Source organism: Pseudomonas sp. PA-7-1E, from assembly GCF_021605325.1.
In the GTDB taxonomy this organism is placed as follows: domain Bacteria; phylum Pseudomonadota; class Gammaproteobacteria; order Pseudomonadales; family Pseudomonadaceae; genus Aquipseudomonas; species Aquipseudomonas fluorescens_BV.
Window position 1 is genome coordinate 1 of record NZ_WKFA01000012.1, and the last position, 23,899, is coordinate 23,899.

Sequence of the window (23,899 nt, forward strand, 5' to 3'; positions counted from 1 at the left end):
TTGCGGGTCTGCTTGCGCTTACCGGCGTACTCGGCATCGGCGAAGGTCATTTGTTTCATCATCGAAAAGCTCGGCGATTGGTGTCCGGGGATTTTGCCAAATCAGGAAGTCTTTTTCAGGATTTCCCTAAGGCAGAGCCTGAACTGGTTGGATCGTAGATCAGCAACACAGCGACCAAAGCAATCCGTTTGCTCTTGGCTCCCGATTGGGAGTGTCATGAAGGAAGCTTCGTGGCGAGGGCGATCAACAAAAACAAGAAGCCCGACATCAATAATAAAAATAGAGCACGCAACTACTTCTGGGGGAGCTTCGGCTCCCCTTGTAGTTTCCGGGATTTGACCTTCAAACGCTTATGGCGCAATGCCTTTAGCTTGTTCCTACACCATCCCCTGACTAAATGCTAGAATCCCCGCCCATCATGCGGTCATTCTTCGTTATGGCCGAACATTCCTTCAAACAGTGCATCCCATGCTGAAGAAGTTGTTCCAGTCATTCCGTTCTCCCTTGCGTCGAACGCAACACAAACGCAGCACGCCTGAAGTGCTCAATAGCAGCCAGCATTCGCTGCAGCGCGCTCAATTCAGCCGTTATGCAGTGAACATCGTCGAACGTTTGCAGAACGCCGGCTACCAGGCCTACCTGGTGGGTGGTTGCGTACGCGACATGCTGCTCAACATCACGCCCAAGGATTTCGACGTCGCCACCAGCGCCACGCCTGAACAAGTGCGCGCCGAGTTTCGTAATGCACGAATCATCGGCCGGCGCTTCAAGCTGGTGCATATCCACTTTGGTCGCGAAATCATCGAGGTCGCAACGTTCCGCGCCGGTCACCCGCAAAACGATGAAGAGGAGGACACTAACCAGTCTTCCCGCAACGAGAGCGGGCGCATCCTGCGCGATAACGTGTATGGCACCCTGGAAGAGGACGCGCAACGTCGCGACTTCACCATCAACGCCTTGTATTACGACCCGGTCAGCGAGCGCATCCTCGATTACGCCAACGGCGTACACGACATTCGCAACAACCTGATCCGGCTGATCGGCGATCCTACGCAGCGCTACCAGGAAGACCCGGTGCGCATGCTGCGTGCCGTGCGATTCGCCGCCAAGCTCAACTTCGGCATCGAAAAACACACCGCCGCGCCGATTCGCGAACTGGCGCCGATGCTGCGGGAAATCCCCTCGGCACGCCTGTTTGAGGAAGTGCTCAAGCTGTTCCTTTCGGGCTACGCCGCCGACACCTTTGAAATGCTGGTGGACTTGCAGTTGTTCGACCCCCTGTTCCCGGCCAGCGCCGAGGCCCTGGAGTACAACCCGACGTACACCCACACCTTGATCAGCGAAGCCTTGATCAACACCGACCTGCGCATCAAGCAGAACAAACCGGTGACCCCGGCGTTCCTGTTTGCCGCCTTGTTGTGGCCGGCCCTGCCCAAACGCGTACTGCGCCTGCAGGACCGTGGCATGCCGCCGATCCCGGCCATGCAGGAAGCGGCTCACGAGTTGATCGCCGAACAGTGCCAACGCATCGCCATCCCTAAACGTTTCACCATGCCGATCCGCGAAATCTGGGACATGCAGGAGCGCCTGCCACGCCGCAGCGGCAAGCGCGCCGATCTGTTGCTGGACAACCCGCGTTTCCGTGCCGGCTACGACTTCCTGCTGCTACGTGAAAGCGCGGGCGAGCAGACCGATGGCCTGGGCGAATGGTGGACCGATTATCAGGACGCCAATGACAGCCAGCGCCGCGAAATGATTCGTGAGTTGGGCAGCAAAGGCGATAGCGCCGGCGAAGGGCCGAAAAAGCGTCGCCGTAGCGGCACCAAGCGTAAACGCAGCAGTGCCGATGCCTCGGGCGCTGCGGGCGAATAAACGTGGAACGTATCTACATCGGCATGGGCAGCAACCTGGCTGCCCCGCAACAACAATTGCGCAGCGCGATCGAGGCGCTGGCGCAACTGCCTGGCACCCACCTCGCCGGGGTGTCCGCCTTCTATCAAAGCGATTCACTGCTGCCAGGCCAACCGCGCTACACCAACGCCGTTGCGGCGCTGGACAGTCGCCTGGCGCCATTGGACCTGCTTGATGCGCTGCAAGCCATCGAGAACGATCAGGGCCGCGAACGCCTGGAACGCTGGGGCCCGCGCACCTTGGACCTGGATATCCTGCTGTTCGGTGATCGCCTGATCGACGAGCCGCGCCTCAAGGTGCCGCATTACCAGATGCATCTGCGCGCGTTTGTGCTGTATCCGTTGGCTGAGTTGGCGCCTGCCGACCTGCAGCTACCTGACGGCCAGCGTTTGAGCGACCTGCTCACCGCCTGCCCGTTCGTCGGCCTGGAACGCCTACCTCAAGAATGACTCGGTCAATGTGGGGGCAAGCTGGCTTGCCTGCGATGCAAGCGACACGGTGTATCAGCCACACCGAGGTGATGCCATCGCAGGCAAGCCAGCTCCCACATCAGATATTCAGTGCGCCCCCAACCTGTGCCCAGCTTGCTGAATCGCGTCAGTAACAGCGGTAACACCTCCATCGTAACAATGCGGTAACACATCCAATTGACTTCCCGTGTCCTCCTCACGACTATAGGCGTCCCGCTGCCGCCAACCCGGCGCGACAGGGCGCAATCCAGGCCTTATAAGCACTGCTTTCAAGACAGTGCGCCTGTATAAACGAAGACTCACGCGCGTTACTCGCTGTTTCCAAGCGCCTGAACGAGGACCCTTTCATGCCAGACATTACCCTGACCACCTTGCAGAGCCTCAAGCTCAAAGGTGAAAAAATCACCATGCTGACCTGCTATGACGCCACTTTCGCCCACGCCAGCTGCCAGGCTGGAGTCGAAGTGCTGCTGGTGGGCGACTCCTTGGGCATGGTTCTTCAAGGGAATGACAGCACGCTGCCTGTGACCACCGATGAACTCGCCTACCACACCGCCAGCGTCAAGCGTGGCAACGATGGCGCCTTTATCATCGCGGACCTGCCGTTCATGGGTTACGCCACCCTTGAGCAAACCTTCCTGAACGCCGGAAAGCTGATGCAGGCCGGCGCGCACATGATCAAAGTCGAAGGAGCCGTGTGGCTGGCCGAGTCGATCCGGCTGCTGGCCGAGCGCGGCGTGCCAGTGTGCGCGCACATGGGCCTGACACCGCAGTCGGTGAATATCCTCGGTGGCTACAAGGTTCAGGGCCGCAATGAAGCCCAGGCCCGCCAGATGCGCGCCGATGCCATCGCCCTGGAACAGGCCGGTGCAGCGATGATTCTGCTGGAGTGCGTGCCTAGCGAACTGGCTGCCGAAATCACCCAGGCCGTCAAAGTGCCCGTGATCGGGATTGGCGCCGGTTCCGCCACCGACGGCCAGGTGCTGGTCCTGCACGACATGCTCGGCCTGTCGATCACCGGCCACGTGCCCAAGTTCGTGAAGAACTTCATGGCTGGCCAGGACAGCATCCACGCCGCCCTGAGCGCCTACGTCAGCGAAGTCAAAAACGTGACGTTCCCAGGCGTTGAACACGGATTCTCGGCATGAACACCGTTAAAACCGTCCGCGAACTGCGGGCTGCCGTAACCCACGCCCGTAGCGCCGGCAAGCGCATCGGCTTTGTACCCACCATGGGCAACCTGCACAGCGGCCACGCCACCCTGGTGACCAAGGCCGCGCAGCAAGCGGATTTCGTGGTGGCGAGCATTTTCGTCAACCCGCTGCAATTCGGTGCTGGCGAAGACCTGGACAAATACCCGCGCACGTTGGCCGCCGATCAGGAAAAACTCCTGCAGGCCGGCTGCAACCTGCTGTTCGCGCCCACGGTCGAGGAAATGTACCCCGACGGCATGAACGGCCAGACCCGCGTCAGCGTGCCTCAGCTGTCCGAAGGCTTGTGCGGCGCCAGCCGCCCAGGGCACTTTGAAGGGGTGGCCACGGTGGTCAGCAAGCTGTTCAACATGGTCCAGCCGGACATGGCCGTATTTGGCCAGAAGGACTACCAGCAGTTGGCGGTGATCCGCGCCATGGTCCGCGACCTGAACATGCCGATCCAGATCATCGGCGAGCCCACCGTGCGCGCCGAGGACGGCCTCGCGCTGTCATCACGCAACGGTTACCTCACCGATGAGCAACGGGCGGTCGCGCCAGTGCTGTACCGCGCGCTCAGCCAGATCGCCACGGCCATCAAAAGCGGCGATCACGATTTTGCCAGGCTTCGCGCCGAGCACATCCAGCAGATTGAAGCCGCGGGGCTGCGCATGGACTACCTGGAAGTGCGCCAAGGCGTGCATCTGCGCCCGGCCACGGCTGAAGATCGCGATGTGGTGATCCTGGTCGCCGCTTATCTGGGGGCAACACGCCTCATCGATAACCTGCACCTGAACCTCGCCTGACGCCCGCTTTACCTCAACCTGTTGCCCCGACGGCTGTGCCGGTATAAAAAAGTACCGGCCACAGCGCAGACAAAGCCAAGACATATCCACACGCTAGGTTTAATGTAACTGCCCTGCGCTATGGTTAGCGCTGTCTGGAACCCAATCCTTGCGATAAGACTGGATGTTCCGGGCTTTGAAGTGTCCTAAAGGCAGTCCCCGTAATAAAAGGAAACCCGCAGCGATGGCGTACTACCGCACCCCTCATGACGTTACCGCGCTGCCCGCCTGGCAAGCGCTTGTTCAACATCGCCAAGCCATGCAGGATTTCAGCATGCGCGAGGCGTTCAATGCCGATCCTCAGCGTTTTTCCCAGTTCACCTTGAGCAGCTGCGGACTTTTCCTCGATTACTCGAAAAACCTGATCACCAGCGAAACCCGCGACCTGTTGGTGGGCCTGGCCAAGGAAGTCAATCTCAAGGCGGCGATCGACGCGCAGTACGCTGGCGAACCGGTCAACTCCTCCGAGGGCCGCCCTGCCCTGCACACCGCCCTGCGCCGCCCGGTGGGCGACAAGCTGTCGGTCAACGGCGTGAACATCATGCCGGACGTGCACAAGGTGCTGAACCAGATCACTGACCTGGTCGGCCGTATCCACGACGGCCTGTGGCGCGGCTACACCGAGAAGCCGATCACCGATGTGGTGAACATCGGTATCGGTGGCTCATTCCTCGGCCCGGAACTGGTCTCGGAGGCCTTGCTGTCCTACGCCCATAAAGGTGTGCGTTGCCACTACCTGGCGAACATCGACGGCAGCGAGTTCCACGAACTGACCATGAAGCTGCGCGCCGAGACCACGCTGTTTATCGTCTCGTCCAAATCCTTCAACACCCTGGAAACCCTGAAAAACGCCCAGGCCGCCCGCGCCTGGTACCTGGCCCAGGGGGGCTCGGAAGCCGAGCTGTATCGCCACTTCATCGCCGTCTCGAGCAACAATGCCGCGGCCGTGGCTTTCGGTATTCGCGAAGAAAACATCTTCCCAATGTGGGACTGGGTCGGTGGGCGCTACTCGCTGTGGTCTGCCATCGGCTTGCCAATTGCCCTGGCTATCGGCATGTCCAACTTCAAGGAACTGCTGTCGGGTGCCTACACCATGGACCAGCACTTCCTGAACGCGCCGTTCGAAGCCAACATGCCCGTGCTGCTGGGCTTGCTGGGGGTGTGGTACGGCAACTTCTGGGGTGCGCAGAGCCATGCGATCCTGCCGTACGACCATTACCTGCGTAACATCACCAAGCATTTGCAGCAGTTGGACATGGAATCCAATGGCAAGAGCGTGCGCCAGGACGGCACGCCAGTGTCCACCGATACCGGCCCGGTGATCTGGGGCGGCGTAGGCTGCAATGGCCAGCACGCTTACCACCAGTTGCTGCACCAAGGGACTCAACTGATCCCGGCCGACTTCATCGTGCCGATCGTCAGTTTCAACCCTGTGTCCGACCACCATCAGTGGCTGTACGCCAACTGCCTGTCCCAGAGCCAGGCGCTGATGCTCGGCAAGACCCGCAGCGAGGCCGAAACCGAGCTGCGTGAGAAGAGCCTGCCGGAAGCCGAAGTACAGAAGCTGGCACCGCACAAGGTGATCCCGGGTAACCGTCCGAGCAACACCCTGGTGGTCGAGCGCATCAGCCCGCGCCGCCTGGGCGCACTGGTGGCTATGTATGAACACAAGGTGTTCGTGCAGAGCGTGGTGTGGGGCATCAACGCCTTCGACCAATGGGGCGTTGAACTGGGCAAGGAGCTGGGCAAAGGCGTGTACAACCGCCTGACCGGCGCCGAAGAAACCTTGGCCGAAGATGCGTCGACCCAGGGCCTGATCAACTACTTCCGCGGTCGTCACCGCGGCTGAAGCCGTTCATTCAAGGTCAACGTGCGTTTGGACGTTGGCCTTGAACCCTCCCGTCCCAGGGTGCATCTTTATGACTTGTCGCAAAAACAAGAATAAGGAGCGCTCATGTTCGATATCAGCACCTTTCCCACCGCCGATGCCGTCCGCCGGGCTGCGCAGCTCAGTCAAGAGGACTACCAGCGCCTCTATCGCCAATCCATCGACCAGCCAGACACCTTCTGGGCCGAACAGGCCAAGGGCTTTCTCGACTGGATAAAACCTTGGCACAGCGTGCAGCAGTCAGACATCCACACCGGGGCCGCCCAATGGTTTGCCGGCGGTCAATTGAACGTCAGCTACAACTGCATTGACCGGCACCTGGCGCAACGCGCCGATCAGCCGGCCTTCATCTGGGAAGGCGACGATCCGTCAAAATCCTGCACGATTACTTACCGTCAACTGCACCAAAACGTCAGCCGCCTGGCCAATGTGTTGAAAAGCCGTGGCGTGAACAAAGGTGATCGCGTTTGCATCTACATGCCGATGATCCCCGAGGCGGCCTTCGCCATGCTGGCCTGCACGCGAATTGGCGCAGTGCACTCGGTGGTGTTTGGTGGTTTCTCTCCTGACGCCCTGCGCGACCGCATCCTCGACGCTGATTGCCGCACCGTGATCACCGCCGACGAGGGCGTACGCGGTGGCAAGCCCGTGGCGTTGAAACATAACGTCGACAAAGCCCTGGCCAGTTGTCCGAACGTCAGCACGGTACTGGTAGTGGAGCGCACCGGGGCGAGCGTGAATTGGCACGAGGGCCGCGACCTCAAGTACCAAGCTGCCCTGGACGCCGCCAGCGACAACTGCCCACCCGAGCCGATGGACGCTGAAGACCCGCTGTTCATCCTCTATACCTCCGGCAGCACCGGCAAACCCAAAGGCGTGTTGCACACCACCGCTGGCTACCTGCTGCAAGCGGCGATGACCTTCAAGTACGTGCTCGATTACCAGGAAGGCGAAGTGTTCTGGTGCACCGCCGACGTGGGCTGGGTCACCGGCCACAGCTATATCGTCTACGGCCCGCTGGCCAATGGCGCCACCTCGCTGATGTTCGAAGGCGTGCCGAGTTATCCGGACAGTTCGCGCTTCTGGCAGGTCATCGATAAACATCAGGTGAATATTTTCTATACCGCGCCCACCGCCCTGCGCGCCCTGATGCGTGAAGGACACGGCCCGCTGCAGAGTACATCCCGCGCCAGCCTGCGCCTGTTGGGCAGCGTAGGTGAGCCGATCAACCCGGAAGCCTGGGACTGGTATTTCAACGCCGTCGGCGAACAGCGCTGCCCGATTGTCGATACCTGGTGGCAGACCGAAACCGGCGGCATCATGCTCAGCCCGCTGGTCAGTGCCCAGCGCATCAAACCGGGCTGCGCGACACAGCCCATGTTCGGCGTACAACCGGTGTTGCTCGATGAACATGGCAAGGAAATCAGTGGCGCCGGCAGTGGTGTACTCGCCATCAGATCAAGCTGGCCGGGGCAGATTCGCAGCGTCTACGGCGACACGCAGCGCATGATCGACACCTACTTCAAGCCCTACCCCGGCTACTACTTCACCGGGGATGGCGCACGGCGCGATGAAGACGGCGACTACTGGATCACCGGGCGGATCGACGATGTGATCAACGTCTCGGGCCATCGCATCGGCACTGCTGAAGTGGAGAGCGCCCTAGTGCTGCATGATCAGGTCGCCGAAGCCGCCGTGGTGGGCTACCCCCACGACGTCAAGGGCCAGGGTATCTACGCTTTTGTCACCCCCATGAATGGCGTCGAACCCAGCGACGCGTTGAAAAAGCACCTGTTGGAATTGGTCAGCAAGGAGATTGGCAGCTTCGCCAAACCGGAATTGATCCAATGGGCCCCTGCCCTGCCGAAAACCCGCTCCGGCAAGATCATGCGGCGCATCTTGCGCAAAATCGCCTGTAACGAACTGGACAGCCTGGGCGACACCTCGACCCTGGCAGACCCCAGCGTGGTGGACGGTTTGATCGACAAACGCCTCAACCGATAGCGCCAGGATTATCCCCGGCCTGTGCAGGCCGGGGTTAGCTGTTAAACTTCGCGCCCCATTTTTCTTATTCATCAACCAGCAAGGCGCGCTCCATGACTCCCTTGAATCAGGCGCTGCGCGCCGCCCTCGATCACCGCCAAAACCTGATCAACACGCTGCACGCCCAGGGTACGGACTGCTATCGGCTGTTTCACGGCAGCCAGGAAGGCGCCGGCGGCTTGACCATCGACCGCTACGGCCCGCAATTGCTGGTACAAAGCTTCCACCAGTCCCTGGAAACTGCAGACCTGCTGGACCTGCACCAACTGATCAACCAATACATGGGCCTGGAATTGTTGCTGGTGTACAACGACCGTGCCCGCGGCAACTCGCGCATCGACCGCGAAGACACGGTGTACCGCGCGGAGCCTGGCGCCTTGGAAGACCTGGTCGGCCACGAGTGGGGCCTCAACTACCGTGTGCGCGGGCGCCACGCCGGGCAAGACCCACTGCTGTTCCTCGACCTGCGCAACACCCGGGGCTGGGTCAAGGACCACAGCGCCGGCAAAAGCGTGCTGAACCTGTTCGCCTATACCTGCGGTGTAGGTTTGAGCGCGGCAGCGGGCGGCGCACGCGAGGTGTGCAACCTGGACTTTGCCGAGGGCAACCTGGCAGTGGGGCGTGAAAACGGCCAGCTCAACCCGCAGTTGCCGAGCATGGAGTTTGTACAATCCGATTACTTCCCGGCCATTCGCCAACTGGCGGGCCTGCCCATCACCCAGCGGCGCGGGCAGAAGCTGCCGAGCTATCCGCGCCTGGAGCAACGCCAGTACGACCTGGTACTGCTCGATCCTCCCGCCTGGGCCAAGAGCGCCTTCGGCACGGTCGATTTGTTGCGCGACTATCAAAGCCTGCTCAAACCCGCACTGCTGGCCACCGCCGACAATGGCGTGCTGATTTGCTGCAACAACCTGGCAAAGGTCAGCATGGAAGACTGGCGTGAGCAGGTGCTGCGCTGCGCAGAAAAAGCCGGGCGCCCGGTGCGCGAATGGCAGGTTATGACACCTGGAGCCGACTTTCCCTCCAGAGACCAACAGCCTCCGCTGAAGACGCTGATCCTGCATTTGTAGGAAGTTTCCCAGCGCCCACGGTTCTTCGGAACCGAATTCCCGTGCCATACTCCAAGGCACTCTCGTTCGACATAGATGGCGTTCACCCATGCCCAAAGGATTGATCCGCGCCGTAGGCGCCTTGTTGACCGCCCTTGCTTTGTACAGCTTGCTGGGCTTTCTGATATTACCCGGCATCGCCCTTCGCATTGCCAACCAACAGTTGGCCAATTACGCCACGGTGCCGTCGCGAATCGAGCGCATCGAGCTCAACCCCTTCAGCCTGGAACTGACGCTGTGGGGCCTGAAGATCGGCGAGCCAGGCAAAGAGCAAGTAGGTTTCGAACGCCTCTACGCCAACCTGCAGATCGACAGCCTCTGGACCCGCGCCCTGCACCTGGCCGATGTGCAACTGGACAAGCCCAAGACCGAACTGCTGTTCGACAAGTCCGGCCAACTGAACCTGGCGCAGTTGTTCAAACTGCCACCGAGCGAGCCAACCCCGGCCGATCCCGATGCCAAGCCGTTCCCACTGCGTATCGACAGCATCAAGCTGGCGGGCGGCAACCTGCACTTCCAGGACCTACGCCCCAGCGAGCCCATCGAATTCCTCTACGACGAACTCGACTTCGAGCTGAAAAACCTGAGCACCTTGCCTGACGACAATGCCGACATGACGCTGGTCGCCGCCGGCCCCGAAGGTGGCCAGATCGACTGGAAAGGCAACTTCAGCCTGGTACCGATCACCTCCGAAGGCACCTTGAAGGTGACCGACGGCAAAATGAAAGCCTGGTGGCCGTATGTACGTGACGCCCTGCCACTGGTGCTGGAAGACGGGGTGCTCAACTTCAGCACTGACTACAAATTCAGCCTGGCCAAAGAAACCGAGCTGAACCTGACCAACACCGCCGCCAGCATCGCCCCCTTTGCTATAAAGGCCCCCGATGGCCGGCCACTGGCGCGCCTGGAGCGCCTGGACGTCAGCGAAACCACGGTAGACCTGGCCAAGCAGCAGGTCATTGTCGGTAAGATCCGCAGCAACAAGCTGGAAACCTGGGCCGCCCGTGAGGCCGATGGTCAACTGGATTGGCAGAAGCTGTTCGCCAGCCAACCGAGCAAACCGGCCAAGACTCCGGAACCAATCGCTGCCGACGCGCCGTCGGCGCAACCGGCGGTCCCGAGCAAGCCGTGGCAAGTGCTGCTCAAGGACGTGCAACTGCGTAACTATCAGGTGCACTTGGCCGACCGCCAGGCTAAACCTGCGGTCGCGCTGGAACTGGGCCCGTTGAATGTCGACGTACAGAACTTCGACAGCCTCAACCAGAGCCCCTTCGCCTTGAAGGTCGACACCGGCCTGGGCAAGCAAGGCAAGATCCAGGCAACCGGCGAAGTTAACCTCAACCCGGTCAGCGCCAAGCTGAAAGTGAACACCCAGGACATCGACCTGCGGGTCGCCCAGGCCTATATCAGCCCGTTTATTCGCCTGGAATTGCGCAGCGGCATGCTCGGCAGCAACCTGGACGTAAACCTCAAAAGCACCGAGCCACTGGCCCTTCAGGTCACCGGCCGCGCCCAGGTTGACCAGTTGCATACCCTGGACACCCTGAAGACCCGCGACTTCCTCAAGTGGCAGCGCCTGGTGCTAGAGGGCGTGAACTACCAGCACGGCCAAAGCCTGTCGATCGACAAGGTCAACCTGTTGCAGCCGTATGCGCGCTTCATGATCAACGAAGATCGCACCACTAACATCGACGACCTGCTGATTCCGCAGCCGGCCGACAGCGGCAGCAAGTCGGCAGCCAAACCTGCCGCTAGTAACGACAAGCCCCTGGGCATTCATATCGGGCAGATCGCGATCAACGACGGTTCGGCCAACTTTGCCGACTTCAGCCTCACCCCCAACTTTGCCACCGCGATTCAACAGCTCAACGGCCAGATTGGCACCATCGACAGTCGCCAGGCCAAACCGGCCAGCGTCGATATCAAGGGCAAGGTGGACCGTTACGCGCCAGTGACGATCAAAGGCAGCGTGAACCCGTTTGATCCGATGGCCGCGCTGGACATCGCCACCAGCTTCAAGCGTGTCGAGCTGACCAACCTGACGCCTTACTCAGGTAAATTCGCAGGCTTCCGCATCCGCAAGGGCCGCCTGAATCTCGATCTGCACTACGTGATCACCAAAGGCCAATTGAAGGCTGAAAACAAAGTGGTGGTCGAGCAACTGCAGTTGGGTGAAAAAGTCGACAGCTCTGATGCCGTCGATTTACCGATTCGCCTGGCTGTCGCCCTGCTCAAGGACTCCGACGGCAAGATCTCCATCGAACTGCCGGTAAGCGGCGACCTGAACAACCCGCAATTCAGCGTGATGCCGATTGTGTGGCAGACCCTGCGCAACCTCGTGGTGCGTGCGGCAACCGCGCCCTTCAAGTTCATTGGCGGGCTGGTCACTGGTGGTGGCTCTGAAGACTTGGGCAATGTGTCGTTCGCCGCAGGCTCCAGTGAACTGAACAAAGACGCCGAAGGCGCTCTGAACACCCTGGCCAAGGCGCTGAAAGAGCGCCCTGCCCTGCGCCTGGAAATTGAAGGCACAGCCGCCGCCAGCAGTGACGGGCCGTTCCTGGCCGCACAGCGACTGGAGCGTGAATACCAATATAACTACTACAAGATTCTCCAGCGCCGTGGCGACAAGGTCCCGGCCCAAGCCTCTTTGCTTGAGGTGCCGGAGAAGGAAAAAGCACCATTGCTGGAAGGCATCTACCGCACCCGCCTCAAACAGCAACCCCCGGCCGAATGGAAAGACCTGGGCAGCGATGAGCGCTCGGCGAAGCTCAAGGACGGTGTGATCAAGTTCTGGAGTGGCAGTGACGTGCTACTGCGCCAGTTGGGGCAGGACCGAGCCAGCACGATCAAGGATTACCTGGTGGACAAGGGCCAGTTGGAAGATGACCGCGTGTACTTCATCGATGCGCAGCTGGGGCAGGCCGAGAAAGATGGCCGAGTGATCACTCCAATGCACCTGGACGCTGAGTAACTTCTAAGCACCGCCCATCCTAATGTGGGAGCTGGCTTGCCTGCGATAGCATCACCTCGGTGCAACTGAATGACCGAGGTGCCAGCATCGCAGGCAAGCCAGCTCCCACATTTTTTTGGCCTGATCATTCTGTTTCAGCCTGAAATAGAACAGGCCCCGACACAAGTGCCGGGGCCTGTAATGACCACATCCGTGTGGCCGGTCGCATGAACTCCAGAGGTGCGTCAGGTGGATATCTAACTCACCCTAAGCCGCCGCTATTCAGTTCAAACGAAACGTCAGCGTTACTCTGCTTTCAGGCCGTCGGCCGATACAGCTTTAACGCCTTTGATTTTCTTGGTGATCGCTACAGCCGTTTCTTTCTGCGAAGCGGTCACAGCGGTAGGCGACGACAGGGATACAACACCTTTGTTGGTTTCAACCTTGATGTCGGTGCCAGGAATGCCTTTTTCAGTTACCAAGTCAGCCTTCACTTTGGTAGTGATCCAGGTATCGCTGGTGGTCTCTTTAGCGTCGTGGGCAGCGCCTTTGGTTTTGTCGATGCCGTCAGCTTTGGTAGCGCCGCCAGCCAGCAGGCCGTCAGCAGAAACAGCAGTCACACCTTTGATTTTCTTGGTGATCCCTACAGCCATTTCTTTCTGCGAATCCGAGATAGCTACGTCGGAGGACAGGGAAACCACACCTTTGTTGGTCTCAACCTTGATGTCCGAACCTGGAATGCCTTTTTCGGTCAGCAGGTCAGCTTTGACTTTAGTGGTGATCCAAGTATCCGAAACGCTTTCCTTAGCCTTGGTCGCTTCACCCGCCGCCAAAGTCATAGGGGCTTGGGAAGTCTGAGCAAAGGCTACGTTAGCACCCATGGCCAGGGTCAGAGCGGTAGCAGTAGCGAGAGCGAACTTCTTCATACGAGTAACTCCTGTTTTATTAAAAGTCTGCAGGCGTAAACCTTCATGCTGCAGCGCTACCAGGGATATTGCAGGCAGTGTGCCAACTCGCCGAACGGATTAAATTCCTTAATAAACAACGAGTTATGAAATCTATGAATTTTCGAAATCGTGCAACTTGCATGAAGCCCGTCGTGCCTGCATGCAAGTTGCGGCTTTTGGGCGACGCTAAACAGCTGATTCTGCTTCATTTTCTCGCGCCCATAAAAAAAGGACTCCGAGGAGTCCTTTTTTCAGCGTGAAGCCTGCGGGTGATTAAACGCCCGAAGCCTTGGCTGCTGCTACGTCCTTGATGGACAGCTTGATACGGCCGCGGTTGTCCACGTCCAGTACCAGCACTTCCACTTCCTGGCCTTCTTTCAGAATGTCGGTCACTTTCTCAACACGAGCATCGCTCAGCATGGAGATGTGAACCAGACCGTCTTTGCCCGGGAGGATGTTGACGAACGCGCCGAAGTCGACGATGCGCTCAACCTTACCAACGTAGATCTTGCCGATCTCAGCCTCAGCGGTGATACCCAGGACGCGCTGGCGTGCTGCTTCAGCCGCTTCCTTGGTTTCGCCGAAGATCTTGATCGAACCGTCGTCTTCGATGTCGATCGAAGCCTTGGTCTCTTCACAGATCGCACGGATGGTCGCGCCGCCTTTACCGATGACATCACGGATTTTGTCGGTGTCGATTTTCATCGCGATCATGGTCGGAGCATTTTCCGACAGTTCGGTGCGGGACTGACCAATGATCTGGTTCATCTGGCCGAGGATGTTCAGGCGCGCTTCCAGGGCTTGGCCCAGGGCGATTTCCATGATCTCTTCGGTGATGCCTTTGATCTTGATGTCCATCTGCAGCGCGGTCACACCTTTGGCGGTACCGGCTACTTTGAAGTCCATGTCGCCCAGGTGGTCTTCGTCACCCAGGATGTCGGTCAGGATGGCGAACTTCTCGCCTTCTTTAACCAGGCCCATGGCGATACCGGCAACCGGCGCCTTCATTGGCACACCGGCGTCCATCAGAGCCAGGGAAGCACCGCAGACCGAAGCCATGGAGCTGGAACCGTTGGACTCGGTGATTTCCGATACGACACGGATGGTGTACGGGAACACGTCAGCGGCAGGCAGCATGGCCTGAACCGAACGACGGGCCAGACGGCCGTGACCGATTTCGCGACGACCCGCGCCGCCCATACGACCACACTCGCCCACCGAGAACGGAGGGAAGTTGTAGTGCAGCATGAAGGGGTCTTTTTTCTCGCCTTCCAAGGTGTCCAGCAGTTGTGCGTCACGGGCAGTACCCAGGGTCGCAACGACCAGGGCCTGGGTTTCGCCACGGGTGAACAGCGCCGAACCGTGAGTCTTCGGCAGAACGCCGACTTCGATGTTCAGCGGACGCACGGTGCGGGTGTCGCGACCGTCGATACGTGGCTTGCCGTTAACGATGTTTTCGCGAACGGTGCGGTATTCGATCTCACCGAAAGCAGCTTTGACTTCGCTGGAAGAAGGCTGGCCTTCTTCACCGGACAGCTTGGCAACGACCTGGTCCTTCAGCTCACCCAGGCGAGCGTAGCGGTCGGCCTTGACGGTGATGGTGTAGGCGTCGGAGATGGCAGCGCCGAACTCGGAGCGGATAGCGCCCAGCAGTTCGGTGGCTTCCGGGGCAGCAGCCCAGGTCCAGGTCGGCTTGGCAGCTTCGGCAGCCAATTCTTTAACCGCGTTGATCACAACCTGGAACTCGTCGTGAGCAAACAGTACGGCACCCAGCATCTGGTCTTCGGTCAGCTCTTTGGCTTCCGATTCAACCATCAATACGGCTTCGGACGTACCGGCAACGACCATGTCCAGGCTCGAGGCTTTCTGTTGCTCGTAAGTCGGGTTCAGCAGGTAGCCGGTGCTTTCGTGGAACGCAACGCGGGCAGCGCCGATCGGGCCATCGAAAGGAATACCGGAGATGGCCAAGGCAGCCGAGGTACCGATCATCGCAGCGATGTCCGGATCGGTCTTCTTGCTGGTGGAAACGACGGTGCAGACAACCTGCACTTCGTTCATGAAGCCTTCTGGGAACAGCGGACGGATCGGACGGTCGATCAGTCGGGAAGTCAGGGTTTCTTTCTCGGAAGGACGGCCTTCGCGCTTGAAGAAACCGCCAGGGATCTTACCGGCAGCGTAAGTCTTTTCCTGGTAGTGAACGGACAGAGGGAAGAAGCCCTTGCTCGGGTCAGCGGTCTTGGCGCCAACAACGGTCACCAGTACGGTCACGTCGTCGTCAACGGTAACCAGCACTGCGCCGGAGGCTTGACGGGCGATACGGCCTGTCTCGAGGGTAACGGTCGACTGACCGAACTGGAATTTTTTGATAACCGGGTTCACGGTGTCCTACCTTCTTTGTGGCTCTTGGGGGAACTTGTCTTCTTGCGAAATTCTTGGGCAATGCCGGGAATCGGCCCGACGCTCGTCCAGGGTAAAACGTGTATCCAGATAAAACTTGAGGCTGGGAGCCTACCACGGGCCACCGGGAATCCCGATGACACGCGGCAGACAACCAACCTCTAGCGCAATCGCTTATTAGCGACGCAGACCCAGGCGACCGATCAGAGTCTGATAACGACCCAGATCCTTGCCTTTCAGGTAGTCCAGCAGCTTACGGCGCTGGTTTACCATGCGGATCAGACCACGACGGGAGTGGTGGTCTTTACCGTTGGCCTTGAAGTGACCTTGCAGTTTGTTGATGTTGTGGGTCAGCAGTGCAACTTGCACTTCTGGCGAACCAGTGTCACCAACAGCTTGCTGATAGTCAGCTACGATTTGTGCTTTTTCTTGAACGTCGAGAGCCATGAGGCAATCCTTTTTTCAGGAAACCACCCAAAGGGCAGTTTCAACAGGCCAGGGACAAATCCCTGTATCTAAAAATGAGTGTTGACCATGCCTGTTAACAGCCACACTCGTTCGGTCATTCTGACCGAATCAGCCGACGCGGCGCGATGCGCCCGTCTTCGCTCACTTCACCGATACCGATAAAGCGACCGTTATGATCCTGTACTCGCACCATGCCGAACTTCGGGGCATCCGGGGCGCGTACCGGCTGGCCGTTGAGCCAGTAGAACGCGCTGTGCTCCGAGAAGTGCAGCAGCGGCCAATCGAGCAAACCGCTGTCCGATGGCATGAGGAAGCGATCAACCGCTTCATTGCCGCCCTCGGCGTGTACCGCTTCCAACTCTTCCAGCGTGACCGTCTGGGCCAGACTGAAAGGCCCGGCCTGGGTGCGTCGCAGTTCTGCAACGTACGCGCCGCAACCGAGCTTTTCACCAATATCTTCCACCAGAGTACGGATATAGGTGCCTTTGCTGCAGTCCACGGCCAAACGGGCAGTGTCGCCTTCACAAGCGAGCAATTCCAAGCGCGCAATAGTAACAGAACGCGGTTCGCGCTCCACTACTTCGCCCGCACGTGCCAGCTTGTAAAGTGGCTGGCCATCGCGCTTGAGTGCCGAGTACATCGGCGGTATCTGACTGATTTGCCCACGAAAAGCGGGTAAGGCAGCTTCGATATCCGCACGACCAACGGTCACGTCGCGAACCTGCAAAACATCACCTTCGGCATCCGCCGTGGTGGTGGTCTTGCCCAGTTGCATCAGGGTTTCGTAACCCTTGTCGGAATCAAGCAGGTATTGCGAAAACTTGGTGGCCTCGCCAAAGCACAACGGCAATACACCGGTGGCCAATGGATCAAGGCTGCCGGTATGCCCGGCCTTCTCGGCGTTGAGCAGCCAGCGAACCTTCTGCAACGCGGCATTGGAGGTAAAGCCAATGGGTTTGTCGAGCAGAATGATGCCACTGACGTTGCGACGAATACGTTTGACCTGAGCCACCGCTTACTCCTTGGCGTCTTCAGGTGTGGACGGATGCTGGCTGTCTTCAGCCACGGCGCGCTCGATCAGGGCCGACAGGTGCGCGCCACGCACGACGCTTTCGTCGTAGTGGAAGTGCAACTGTGGAACGCTGCGCAGCTTCATTTCACGGGCCAACTGCATACGCAGGAAACCTGCGGCGGAGTTGAGCACCTTGATGCTTTGCGCGATTTCTTCGCTGTTGTCCTGCCCCATCACAGTGATGAAGATCTTGGCGTGACCCACGTCACGGCTCACTTCAACAGCGGTAATGGTGACCAGGCCAACGCGTGGGTCTTTGACTTCGCGGCGGATCAGTTGGGCCAGCTCACGCTGCATCTGATCGCCGATACGCTGGGTACGGCTGTATTCTTTTGCCATGTCTTGTTACCTGTTACTGCCACACGGTGAAACCCGTGGGGTCTGAAAGCGGCAAACGCCCGGCCTGACAAAAGCCAGACCGGGCGTTGCGTTTAGAGTCCTGACGCTACGCGGGGCATCTGCATGCCCACACGCTGCGCGGCTCCTGAAGTGCGCGAGTTAGAGGCTGCGAGCAACCTGAACCTTCTCGAAGACTTCGATCTTGTCGCCAACCTTGACGTCGTTGTAGCTCTTGACGCCGATACCGCATTCCATGCCGGCACGTACTTCGGCAGCGTCATCCTTGAAGCGGCGCAGGGATTCCAGCTCGCCTTCGAAGATAACGATGTCTTCACGCAGTACACGGATTGGACGGTTACGGTACACAGTGCCTTCAACCACCATGCAGCCGGCGATCGCACCGAATTTCGGCGAGCGGAACACGTCACGCACCTCGGCGATACCCAGGATGTTCTCCCGGACGTCGCTGCCAAGCATACCGGTAAGTGCTTTCTTGACGTCTTCGATGATGTCGTAGATGACGTTGTAGTAACGCATGTCCAGGCCTTCCTGCTCGACGATCTTGCGAGCGCCAGCATCGGCACGCACGTTGAAGCCGAACAGTACAGCGTTGGAAGCCAGTGCCAGGTTGGCGTCGGATTCGGTGATACCACCGACACCGCCACCGACAACGCGCACTTGCACTTCGTCGTTACCCAGGCCGTTCAAGGCGCCGTTCAACGCTTCGAGGGAACCACGAACGTCAGACTTGAGGACGATGTTAAGCGTCTTCTTCTCTTCCTGGCCCATGTTCTCGAAGATGTTTTCCAGCTTGCCGGCGTGAGCACGGGCCAGCTTGACCTCGCGGAACTTGCCTTGACGGAACAGAGCCACTTCACGGGCTTTCTTCTCATCAGCCACTACGCTCATCTCGTCGCCAGCGTCCGGCGTACCGTCCAGGCCGAGAATCTCGACTGGGATAGCAGGACCTGCTTCCTTGATTGGCTTGCCGTTCTCGTCGAGCATGGCACGTACACGGCCGTAGTTCGAACCGACCAGCACCATGTCGCCTTGGCGCAGGGTACCGTCTTGGACCAGCACGGTGGCAACCGGGCCACGGCCCTTGTCGAGACGGGACTCAACCACGACGCCACGGCCAGGAGCCGATGGAGTAGCGGTCAGTTCCAGGACTTCGGCTTGCAACAGGACCGCTTCGAGCAGTTCGTCAACGCCGGTACCCATTTTCGCCGAGACCGATACGAATGGCGTCTCGCCACCCCATTCCTCGGACGTCACGCCGTGAACCGACAGTTCGCTACGGATGCGATCGAGATCGGCGCCCGGCTTGTCGATTTTGTTCACGGCAACGACCAGAGGAACACCGGCAGCCTTGGCGTGCTGGACAGCTTCAATGGTCTGCGGCATTACGCCGTCGTCCGCTGCAACCACCAGAATCACGATGTCGGTCGCCTTGGCACCACGGGCACGCATTGCGGTAAACGCGGCGTGACCTGGGGTGTCGAGGAAGGTGACCATGCCGCGCTCGGTTTCAACGTGGTATGCACCGATGTGCTGGGTAATACCACCGGCTTCGCCTGCGGCAACCTTGGCACGACGGATGTAGTCGAGCAGGGAAGTCTTACCGTGGTCAACGTGGCCCATTACGGTCACGACCGGCGCACGGGAAACCGCTTCACCTTCAAACTTCAGGGACTCGGCCAGGGAATCTTCCAGGGCGGTGTCGCTGACCAGGGTCACTTTGTGGCCCAGCTCTTCAGCAACCAACTGGGCAGTTTCCTGGTCCAGTACCTGGTTGATGGTGGCTGGAGTGCCCAGCTTGAACATGAACTTGATGATTTCAGCAGCCTTGACCGACATCTGCTGGGCCAGATCGCCCACAGTGATGGTCTCGCCGATCTTCACTTCACGCACGACAGGGCCGGTTGGGCTCTGGAAACCGTGGGCGTTGCGCTTCTTCAGCTTGGCCTTGCCGCGACCACCACGACGGAAGCCATCGCTTTCTTCGTCGGTGGTACGTGGGGCAACGCGTGGCGCAGGCGCTTTCTCTTTGACCGAGGCGCGGTGCGGAGCGTTTTTACGCTCGCCATCGCCACCACCACCGCGACGATTGTTGTCGTCAGCACGTGGTTTGTCCGGACGACGAGGCTCGTCGCGCTTGCGGGCGTCTGCTGCAGGAGCAGGTGCGGCGGCAGCCGGGGCAGCCTCACGCACAGCTTCAACAGGGGCGGCGACCGCGTCAGTGGCAGCAGGTTGCGCAGCAGCAGGCTGGCGACGCGCTTCTTCTTCGGCGCGACGCTTGGCTTCTTCTTCAGCCTTCTGACGTGCAGCATTTTCTACTGCGCGACGTTCTTCCAGCTCGCGTTTGCGCTCGGCTTCGATTTCTTCCGGGCTGCGCTGTACGAAGACTTTCTTCTTGCGTACTTCAACGCTGATGCTCTTGCTACCTGCAACCCGCAGGGTGCTGGTGGTTTTGCGCTGCAATGTAATCTTGCGCGGTTCTTCCACTTTCGCCTTGTGGCTGCTCTTCAAGTGAGTCAGCAAAGACTGCTTCTCACTATCGCTCACACCTTCATCGGCGGCGGTGTGCGGCAGACCTGCCTCACGCATCTGCTGCAACAGGCGCTCTACCGGTGTTTTGACCTCATCGGCCAGTTGTTTCACCGTGACTTGCGTCATGCACTTCTCTCCTCAGGCCGCGCCTAATTACTCGAACCAATGGGCTCGGGCGGCCATGATCAACTTGCCGGCACGATCTTCGTCAATGCCGTCGATGTCGAGCAGATCGTCAATAGACTGCTCGGCCAGGTCTTCGCGGGTAATTACGCCGCGCACCGCCAGTTCCATCGCCAAATCCTTGTCCATACCCTCAAGCGAGAGCAGGTCTTCGGCCGGATGGGCGTCTGCCAGCTTTTCCTCAGTAGCGATGGCTTTAGTCAACAAACGATCCTTGGCCCGAGCGCGGAGCTCGTTGACGATATCCTCGTCAAAGCCGTCGATGTTGAGCATTTCTTCCAACGGTACGTAGGCAATCTCTTCCAGGCTGGTGAAGCCTTCATCTACCAGCACCTGTGCCAGTTCTTCATCGACTTCCAACTCTTCGATGAAGTTGCGCAGGATGTCACCGGTTTCAGCTTGCTGCTTAGCCTGGATGTCCGATTCGGTCATCACGTTCAGGGTCCAGCCGGTCAGTTGGCTGGCCAGACGCACGTTCTGACCACCACGACCAATGGCCTGAGCCAGATTGTCTGCGCCAACGGCGATGTCCATTGCATGGGCATCTTCGTCAACGATAATTGCCGCCACTTCAGCTGGCGACATGGCGTTGATCACGAACTGCGCCGGGTTATCGTCCCACAGGACGATGTCCACACGCTCACCGCCCAATTCGCCCGACACTGCCTGGACGCGCGAACCGCGCATCCCGATGCAAGCGCCTTGCGGGTCGATGCGTTTGTCCTTGGAGCGGACCGCGATCTTGGCACGCGAACCCGGGTCACGGGACGCAGCCATCACTTCGATCAGGCCTTCGGCGATTTCCGGCACTTCGATACGGAACAGCTCGATCAGCATTTCCGGCGCGGTACGCGACAGGATCAACTGCGGGCCGCGGTTCTCGGTGCGGATTTCCTTGAGCAGCGCACGCAGACGCACGCCAACACGGAAGGTTTCGCGAGAGATGATGTCTTCGCGGGCCAGCAACGCTTCGGCGTTGTTGCCCAGGTCGACGATCACGTTGTCGCGGGTAACTTTTTTCACGGTGCCAGAGATGATTTCACCCAGGCGTTCGCGATAGGCGTCAACGACTTGAGCGCGCTCGGCTTCGCGAACCTTCTGCACAATGACCTGCTTGGCGGTCTGTGCAGCAATACGGCCGAATTCGATCGACTCGATCTTTTCTTCGACAACATCGCCAACCTGAGCGCCCGGATGCGTTTGCGCAACCTTGCTTGGCCAGGTTTCGATGGCCGGATCATCAAGATCGTCCTCTTCGACCACCGTCCAGCGACGGAAAGTCTCATAGGCACCGGTGTGGCGGTTGATTTCCACACGCAGATCTACTTCGTCTTCAAAACGTTTCTTGGTAGCAGTGGCCAGGGCCAGCTCCAACGCTTCAAAAATCACGCTTGCCGGTACACCCTTTTCATTGGATACCGACTCAACAACCAGCAGTACTTCTTTGCTCATCGTACGCCTCGCCTTTCGCAAGCCATTGGATCCGCGGGATCCGCGTCTCAGTCAAAACTGGGAATAATGTTGGCCTTGTCGATCATATCGATCGGCAACAGGAACTCGTGGTCTTCTACCTGCACCACGACATCCTGCTCTTCTACACCGCGCAGAAGGCCCTGAAAGTTGCGTCGCCCTTCAAAGGGGGAGCGCAGCTTGATCTTCACTTGTTCACCGGCATATTTAGCAAACTGCTCGATAGTGAACAGTGGGCGTTCCATGCCTGGCGAGGAAACTTCAAGGGTGTATTCAACGGAGATTGGATCTTCAACATCCAGCACACCGCTGATCTGACGGCTGACAATGGCACAATCGTCCACCAGCACGCCGCCCTCTTTATCGATATAAACGCGCAACATTGAGTGGCGACCTTGAGCCGAAAACTCAATACCCCAGCATTCATAGCCTAGGGCCACGACCACCGGGGCCAACAAGGCCTGCAACTCTTCTAGCTTGCTCGACACCTGAACCCCCTCGTGCATGTATGTGCATGCTGTGCAAAATAAAAAAATGGGCGAAACGCCCATCCTTGAAACGCCGTCGAACAGCGGCGTTGAAAGTGTCCAGCTAACAAAAAGCCCCTTAAAAGGGGCTCCGCTAAAACTGGTTGCGGGGGCCGGATTTGAACCGACGACCTTCGGGTTATGAGCCCGACGAGCTACCAGACTGCTCCACCCCGCGACAAAGCTGGGGCGGAAGTATACGACCGATCCCTTACAGGGTCAATGTAACCTTCCACCTACAAGAAAGCCCGCAACAGCGGGCTCTCCTGATAATTGGTACCGAGAAGGGGACTCGAACCCCTACACCCTATGGGCACAACCACCTCAAGGTTGCGTGTCTACCAATTCCACCACCTCGGCAATACAGCGTTTACAACCCTTCTTACTTCTGCTCTTGAGCTGGAGGTACGTCAGTCGCTGGAGTAGCCGACTTTTGCTCTTGAAGCACCGGGACATCATCAGAAGCCGGTTTTGCTTTTGGAACTTCCAACACTGCTGGGTTTGGCAAACCTACTTGAGTCAGCACATGAGCTTTCTCTTTAGCAAAGTAACCTAACCCTAAGCTGGTTATGAAGAAACCTGCGGCAAGTATAGCAGTAAACTTACTAAGAAAGGTAGAGGAACCTTGGCTTCCGAACACAGTATTTGAAGCACCTGCACCGAAAGACGCACCAGCATCCGCACCTTTACCCTGTTGCAACAAAACCAGAGCAACTACGCTCAGGGCAGCCAACAGATGAAAAACGACTACGACTGTTTCCAGCATTTTTTCAGTTTCCCGCGGCGCGACAGATCGCACCGAACTCATCTGCATTCAGGGAAGCTCCACCAATGAGCCCCCCATCGATATCCGGCATGCCGAACAGTTCGACCGCATTGGCCGCCTTCACGCTGCCGCCGTATAGAAGCCGCACACCTTGTGCGACTTCAGAATTCTCTGCCGCCAACTGCGCGCGGATGGCTGCGTGCACATCCTGCGCCTGTTGCGGTGTAGCAGTCAGCCCGGTGCCAATGGCCCAGACCGGCTCGTAAGCAATGACCGCCTTTGCAAATGCACCAACACCCAGCTCCTCGATGATGCTGCCCAGCTGACGCGAGACAACTTCAAGAGTCTTGCCCGATTCGCGCTGTTCAAGGGTCTCCCCTATGCACAACACCGGAATCAAGCCACAAGCCTGTGCTGCGGCGAACTTGCGGTTGAGCGTCCCATCTCGCTCGCCCATCATCTGGCGACGCTCGGAGTGCCCGACAAGCACATAGGAACAACCCGCATCAACCAGCTGACTCGGCGAAATCTCGCCGGTCAACGCACCTTGCATCGGTTCTACCGCAGAGTTCTGCGCGCCGACCTGAATCGACTTGCCCTTCAAGCCATCAACCACTTGGTTGATATGCAAGCAAGGCGGGAACACCGCGACGTCAACACCGCTAGGCAAGGCCAAGTGACGAAGGCCGTTGATCAGCTCAGCGACACTGGCGCGGGTACCGTGCATCTTCCAGTTACCAGCTACCATAGTGCGACGCATGCTGTACCCCGTCG

At 59.0% G+C, this 23,899-nt stretch carries 18 protein-coding genes and 2 tRNA genes; 8 read left to right on the top strand and 12 right to left on the bottom strand.

Features of this window, described 5'->3' with window-relative positions:
* The first annotated feature begins 468 nt into the window (after positions 1–468).
* The 8 genes from GIW79_RS10360 to GIW79_RS10395 all read left to right on the top strand — a co-directional run bounded on the left by GIW79_RS10360 (position 469) and on the right by GIW79_RS10395 (position 12,427).
* A complete protein-coding gene (locus GIW79_RS10360) occupies positions 469–1,872 on the top strand; it encodes a polynucleotide adenylyltransferase PcnB (RefSeq protein ID WP_003194157.1) in 1,404 nt (467 codons plus the stop codon).
* Between the two features lie 2 nt (positions 1,873–1,874).
* Positions 1,875–2,360 (top strand): 2-amino-4-hydroxy-6-hydroxymethyldihydropteridine diphosphokinase, encoded by a 486-nt coding sequence (folK, locus tag GIW79_RS10365; RefSeq protein ID WP_236454197.1) that lies wholly within the window; start codon positions 1,875–1,877, stop codon positions 2,358–2,360.
* A gap of 368 nt (positions 2,361–2,728) precedes the next feature.
* Positions 2,729–3,529 (top strand): 3-methyl-2-oxobutanoate hydroxymethyltransferase, encoded by an 801-nt coding sequence (panB, locus tag GIW79_RS10370; protein ID WP_034127012.1) that lies wholly within the window; start codon positions 2,729–2,731, stop codon positions 3,527–3,529.
* On the top strand, positions 3,526–4,377 hold the full coding sequence (gene panC / locus GIW79_RS10375; RefSeq protein ID WP_057975465.1) for a pantoate--beta-alanine ligase: 852 nt from the start codon (positions 3,526–3,528) through the stop codon (positions 4,375–4,377). Before panB ends, panC begins: the two co-directional genes overlap by 4 nt.
* Positions 4,378–4,600: 223 nt before the next feature.
* On the top strand, positions 4,601–6,265 hold the full coding sequence (gene pgi / locus GIW79_RS10380; protein WP_236454200.1) for a glucose-6-phosphate isomerase: 1,665 nt from the start codon (positions 4,601–4,603) through the stop codon (positions 6,263–6,265).
* 105 nt (positions 6,266–6,370) lie between these two features.
* Complete coding sequence (acs, locus tag GIW79_RS10385) at positions 6,371–8,308, top strand: acetate--CoA ligase (RefSeq protein WP_236454203.1); 1,938 nt, start codon at positions 6,371–6,373, stop codon at positions 8,306–8,308.
* A 92-nt stretch (positions 8,309–8,400) separates the two neighbouring features.
* Positions 8,401–9,417, top strand: a complete 1,017-nt coding sequence (locus GIW79_RS10390) for a class I SAM-dependent rRNA methyltransferase (protein WP_054898023.1) — start codon at positions 8,401–8,403, stop codon at positions 9,415–9,417.
* Between the two features lie 88 nt (positions 9,418–9,505).
* A complete protein-coding gene (locus tag GIW79_RS10395) occupies positions 9,506–12,427 on the top strand; it encodes a DUF748 domain-containing protein (protein ID WP_236454206.1) in 2,922 nt (973 codons plus the stop codon).
* Between the two features lie 284 nt (positions 12,428–12,711).
* On the opposite strand, the gene GIW79_RS10400 is transcribed toward GIW79_RS10395, so the two are convergent.
* The 12 genes from GIW79_RS10400 to tpiA all read right to left on the bottom strand — a co-directional run bounded on the left by GIW79_RS10400 (position 12,712) and on the right by tpiA (position 23,885).
* The gene (locus GIW79_RS10400; RefSeq protein ID WP_054898021.1) at positions 12,712–13,332 is read right to left on the bottom strand and encodes a BON domain-containing protein; all 621 of its coding nucleotides are present in this window, start codon (positions 13,330–13,332) and stop codon (positions 12,712–12,714) included.
* A 294-nt stretch (positions 13,333–13,626) separates the two neighbouring features.
* Positions 13,627–15,732 carry a polyribonucleotide nucleotidyltransferase gene (gene pnp, locus GIW79_RS10405; RefSeq protein ID WP_003194180.1) on the bottom strand — a complete coding sequence of 702 codons (2,106 nt, stop codon included), beginning with the start codon at positions 15,730–15,732 and terminating at the stop codon, positions 13,627–13,629.
* Positions 15,733–15,927: 195 nt separating this feature from the next.
* Entirely contained in the window at positions 15,928–16,197 is a 270-nt protein-coding gene (gene rpsO / locus GIW79_RS10410) for a 30S ribosomal protein S15 (protein WP_003177875.1), read from the bottom strand.
* 115 nt (positions 16,198–16,312) lie between these two features.
* Positions 16,313–17,230 (bottom strand): tRNA pseudouridine(55) synthase TruB, encoded by a 918-nt coding sequence (gene truB, locus GIW79_RS10415; protein ID WP_014719950.1) that lies wholly within the window; start codon positions 17,228–17,230, stop codon positions 16,313–16,315.
* Between the two features lie 3 nt (positions 17,231–17,233).
* On the bottom strand, positions 17,234–17,629 hold the full coding sequence (gene rbfA, locus GIW79_RS10420; RefSeq protein WP_003176137.1) for a 30S ribosome-binding factor RbfA: 396 nt from the start codon (positions 17,627–17,629) through the stop codon (positions 17,234–17,236).
* Between the two features lie 159 nt (positions 17,630–17,788).
* On the bottom strand, positions 17,789–20,305 hold the full coding sequence (gene infB, locus GIW79_RS10425) for a translation initiation factor IF-2 (RefSeq protein ID WP_003194185.1): 2,517 nt from the start codon (positions 20,303–20,305) through the stop codon (positions 17,789–17,791).
* A gap of 27 nt (positions 20,306–20,332) precedes the next feature.
* Entirely contained in the window at positions 20,333–21,814 is a 1,482-nt protein-coding gene (gene nusA / locus GIW79_RS10430) for a transcription termination factor NusA (RefSeq protein ID WP_003194187.1), read from the bottom strand.
* A 47-nt stretch (positions 21,815–21,861) separates the two neighbouring features.
* Positions 21,862–22,320: a ribosome maturation factor RimP gene (rimP, locus tag GIW79_RS10435; RefSeq protein ID WP_032873230.1), complete on the bottom strand. Its 459-nt coding sequence runs from the start codon at positions 22,318–22,320 to the stop codon at positions 21,862–21,864.
* Between the two features lie 140 nt (positions 22,321–22,460).
* Positions 22,461–22,537: transfer RNA gene (locus GIW79_RS10440), tRNA-Met, on the bottom strand.
* Between the two features lie 96 nt (positions 22,538–22,633).
* Positions 22,634–22,719: transfer RNA gene (locus GIW79_RS10445), tRNA-Leu, on the bottom strand.
* 22 nt (positions 22,720–22,741) lie between these two features.
* Positions 22,742–23,125: a preprotein translocase subunit SecG gene (gene secG / locus GIW79_RS10450; RefSeq protein WP_003194191.1), complete on the bottom strand. Its 384-nt coding sequence runs from the start codon at positions 23,123–23,125 to the stop codon at positions 22,742–22,744.
* Positions 23,126–23,129: 4 nt separating this feature from the next.
* Positions 23,130–23,885, bottom strand: coding sequence for a triose-phosphate isomerase (gene tpiA, locus GIW79_RS10455; protein WP_003194193.1), 756 nt, complete (start codon positions 23,883–23,885; stop codon positions 23,130–23,132).
* Positions 23,886–23,899: the final 14 nt, after the last annotated feature.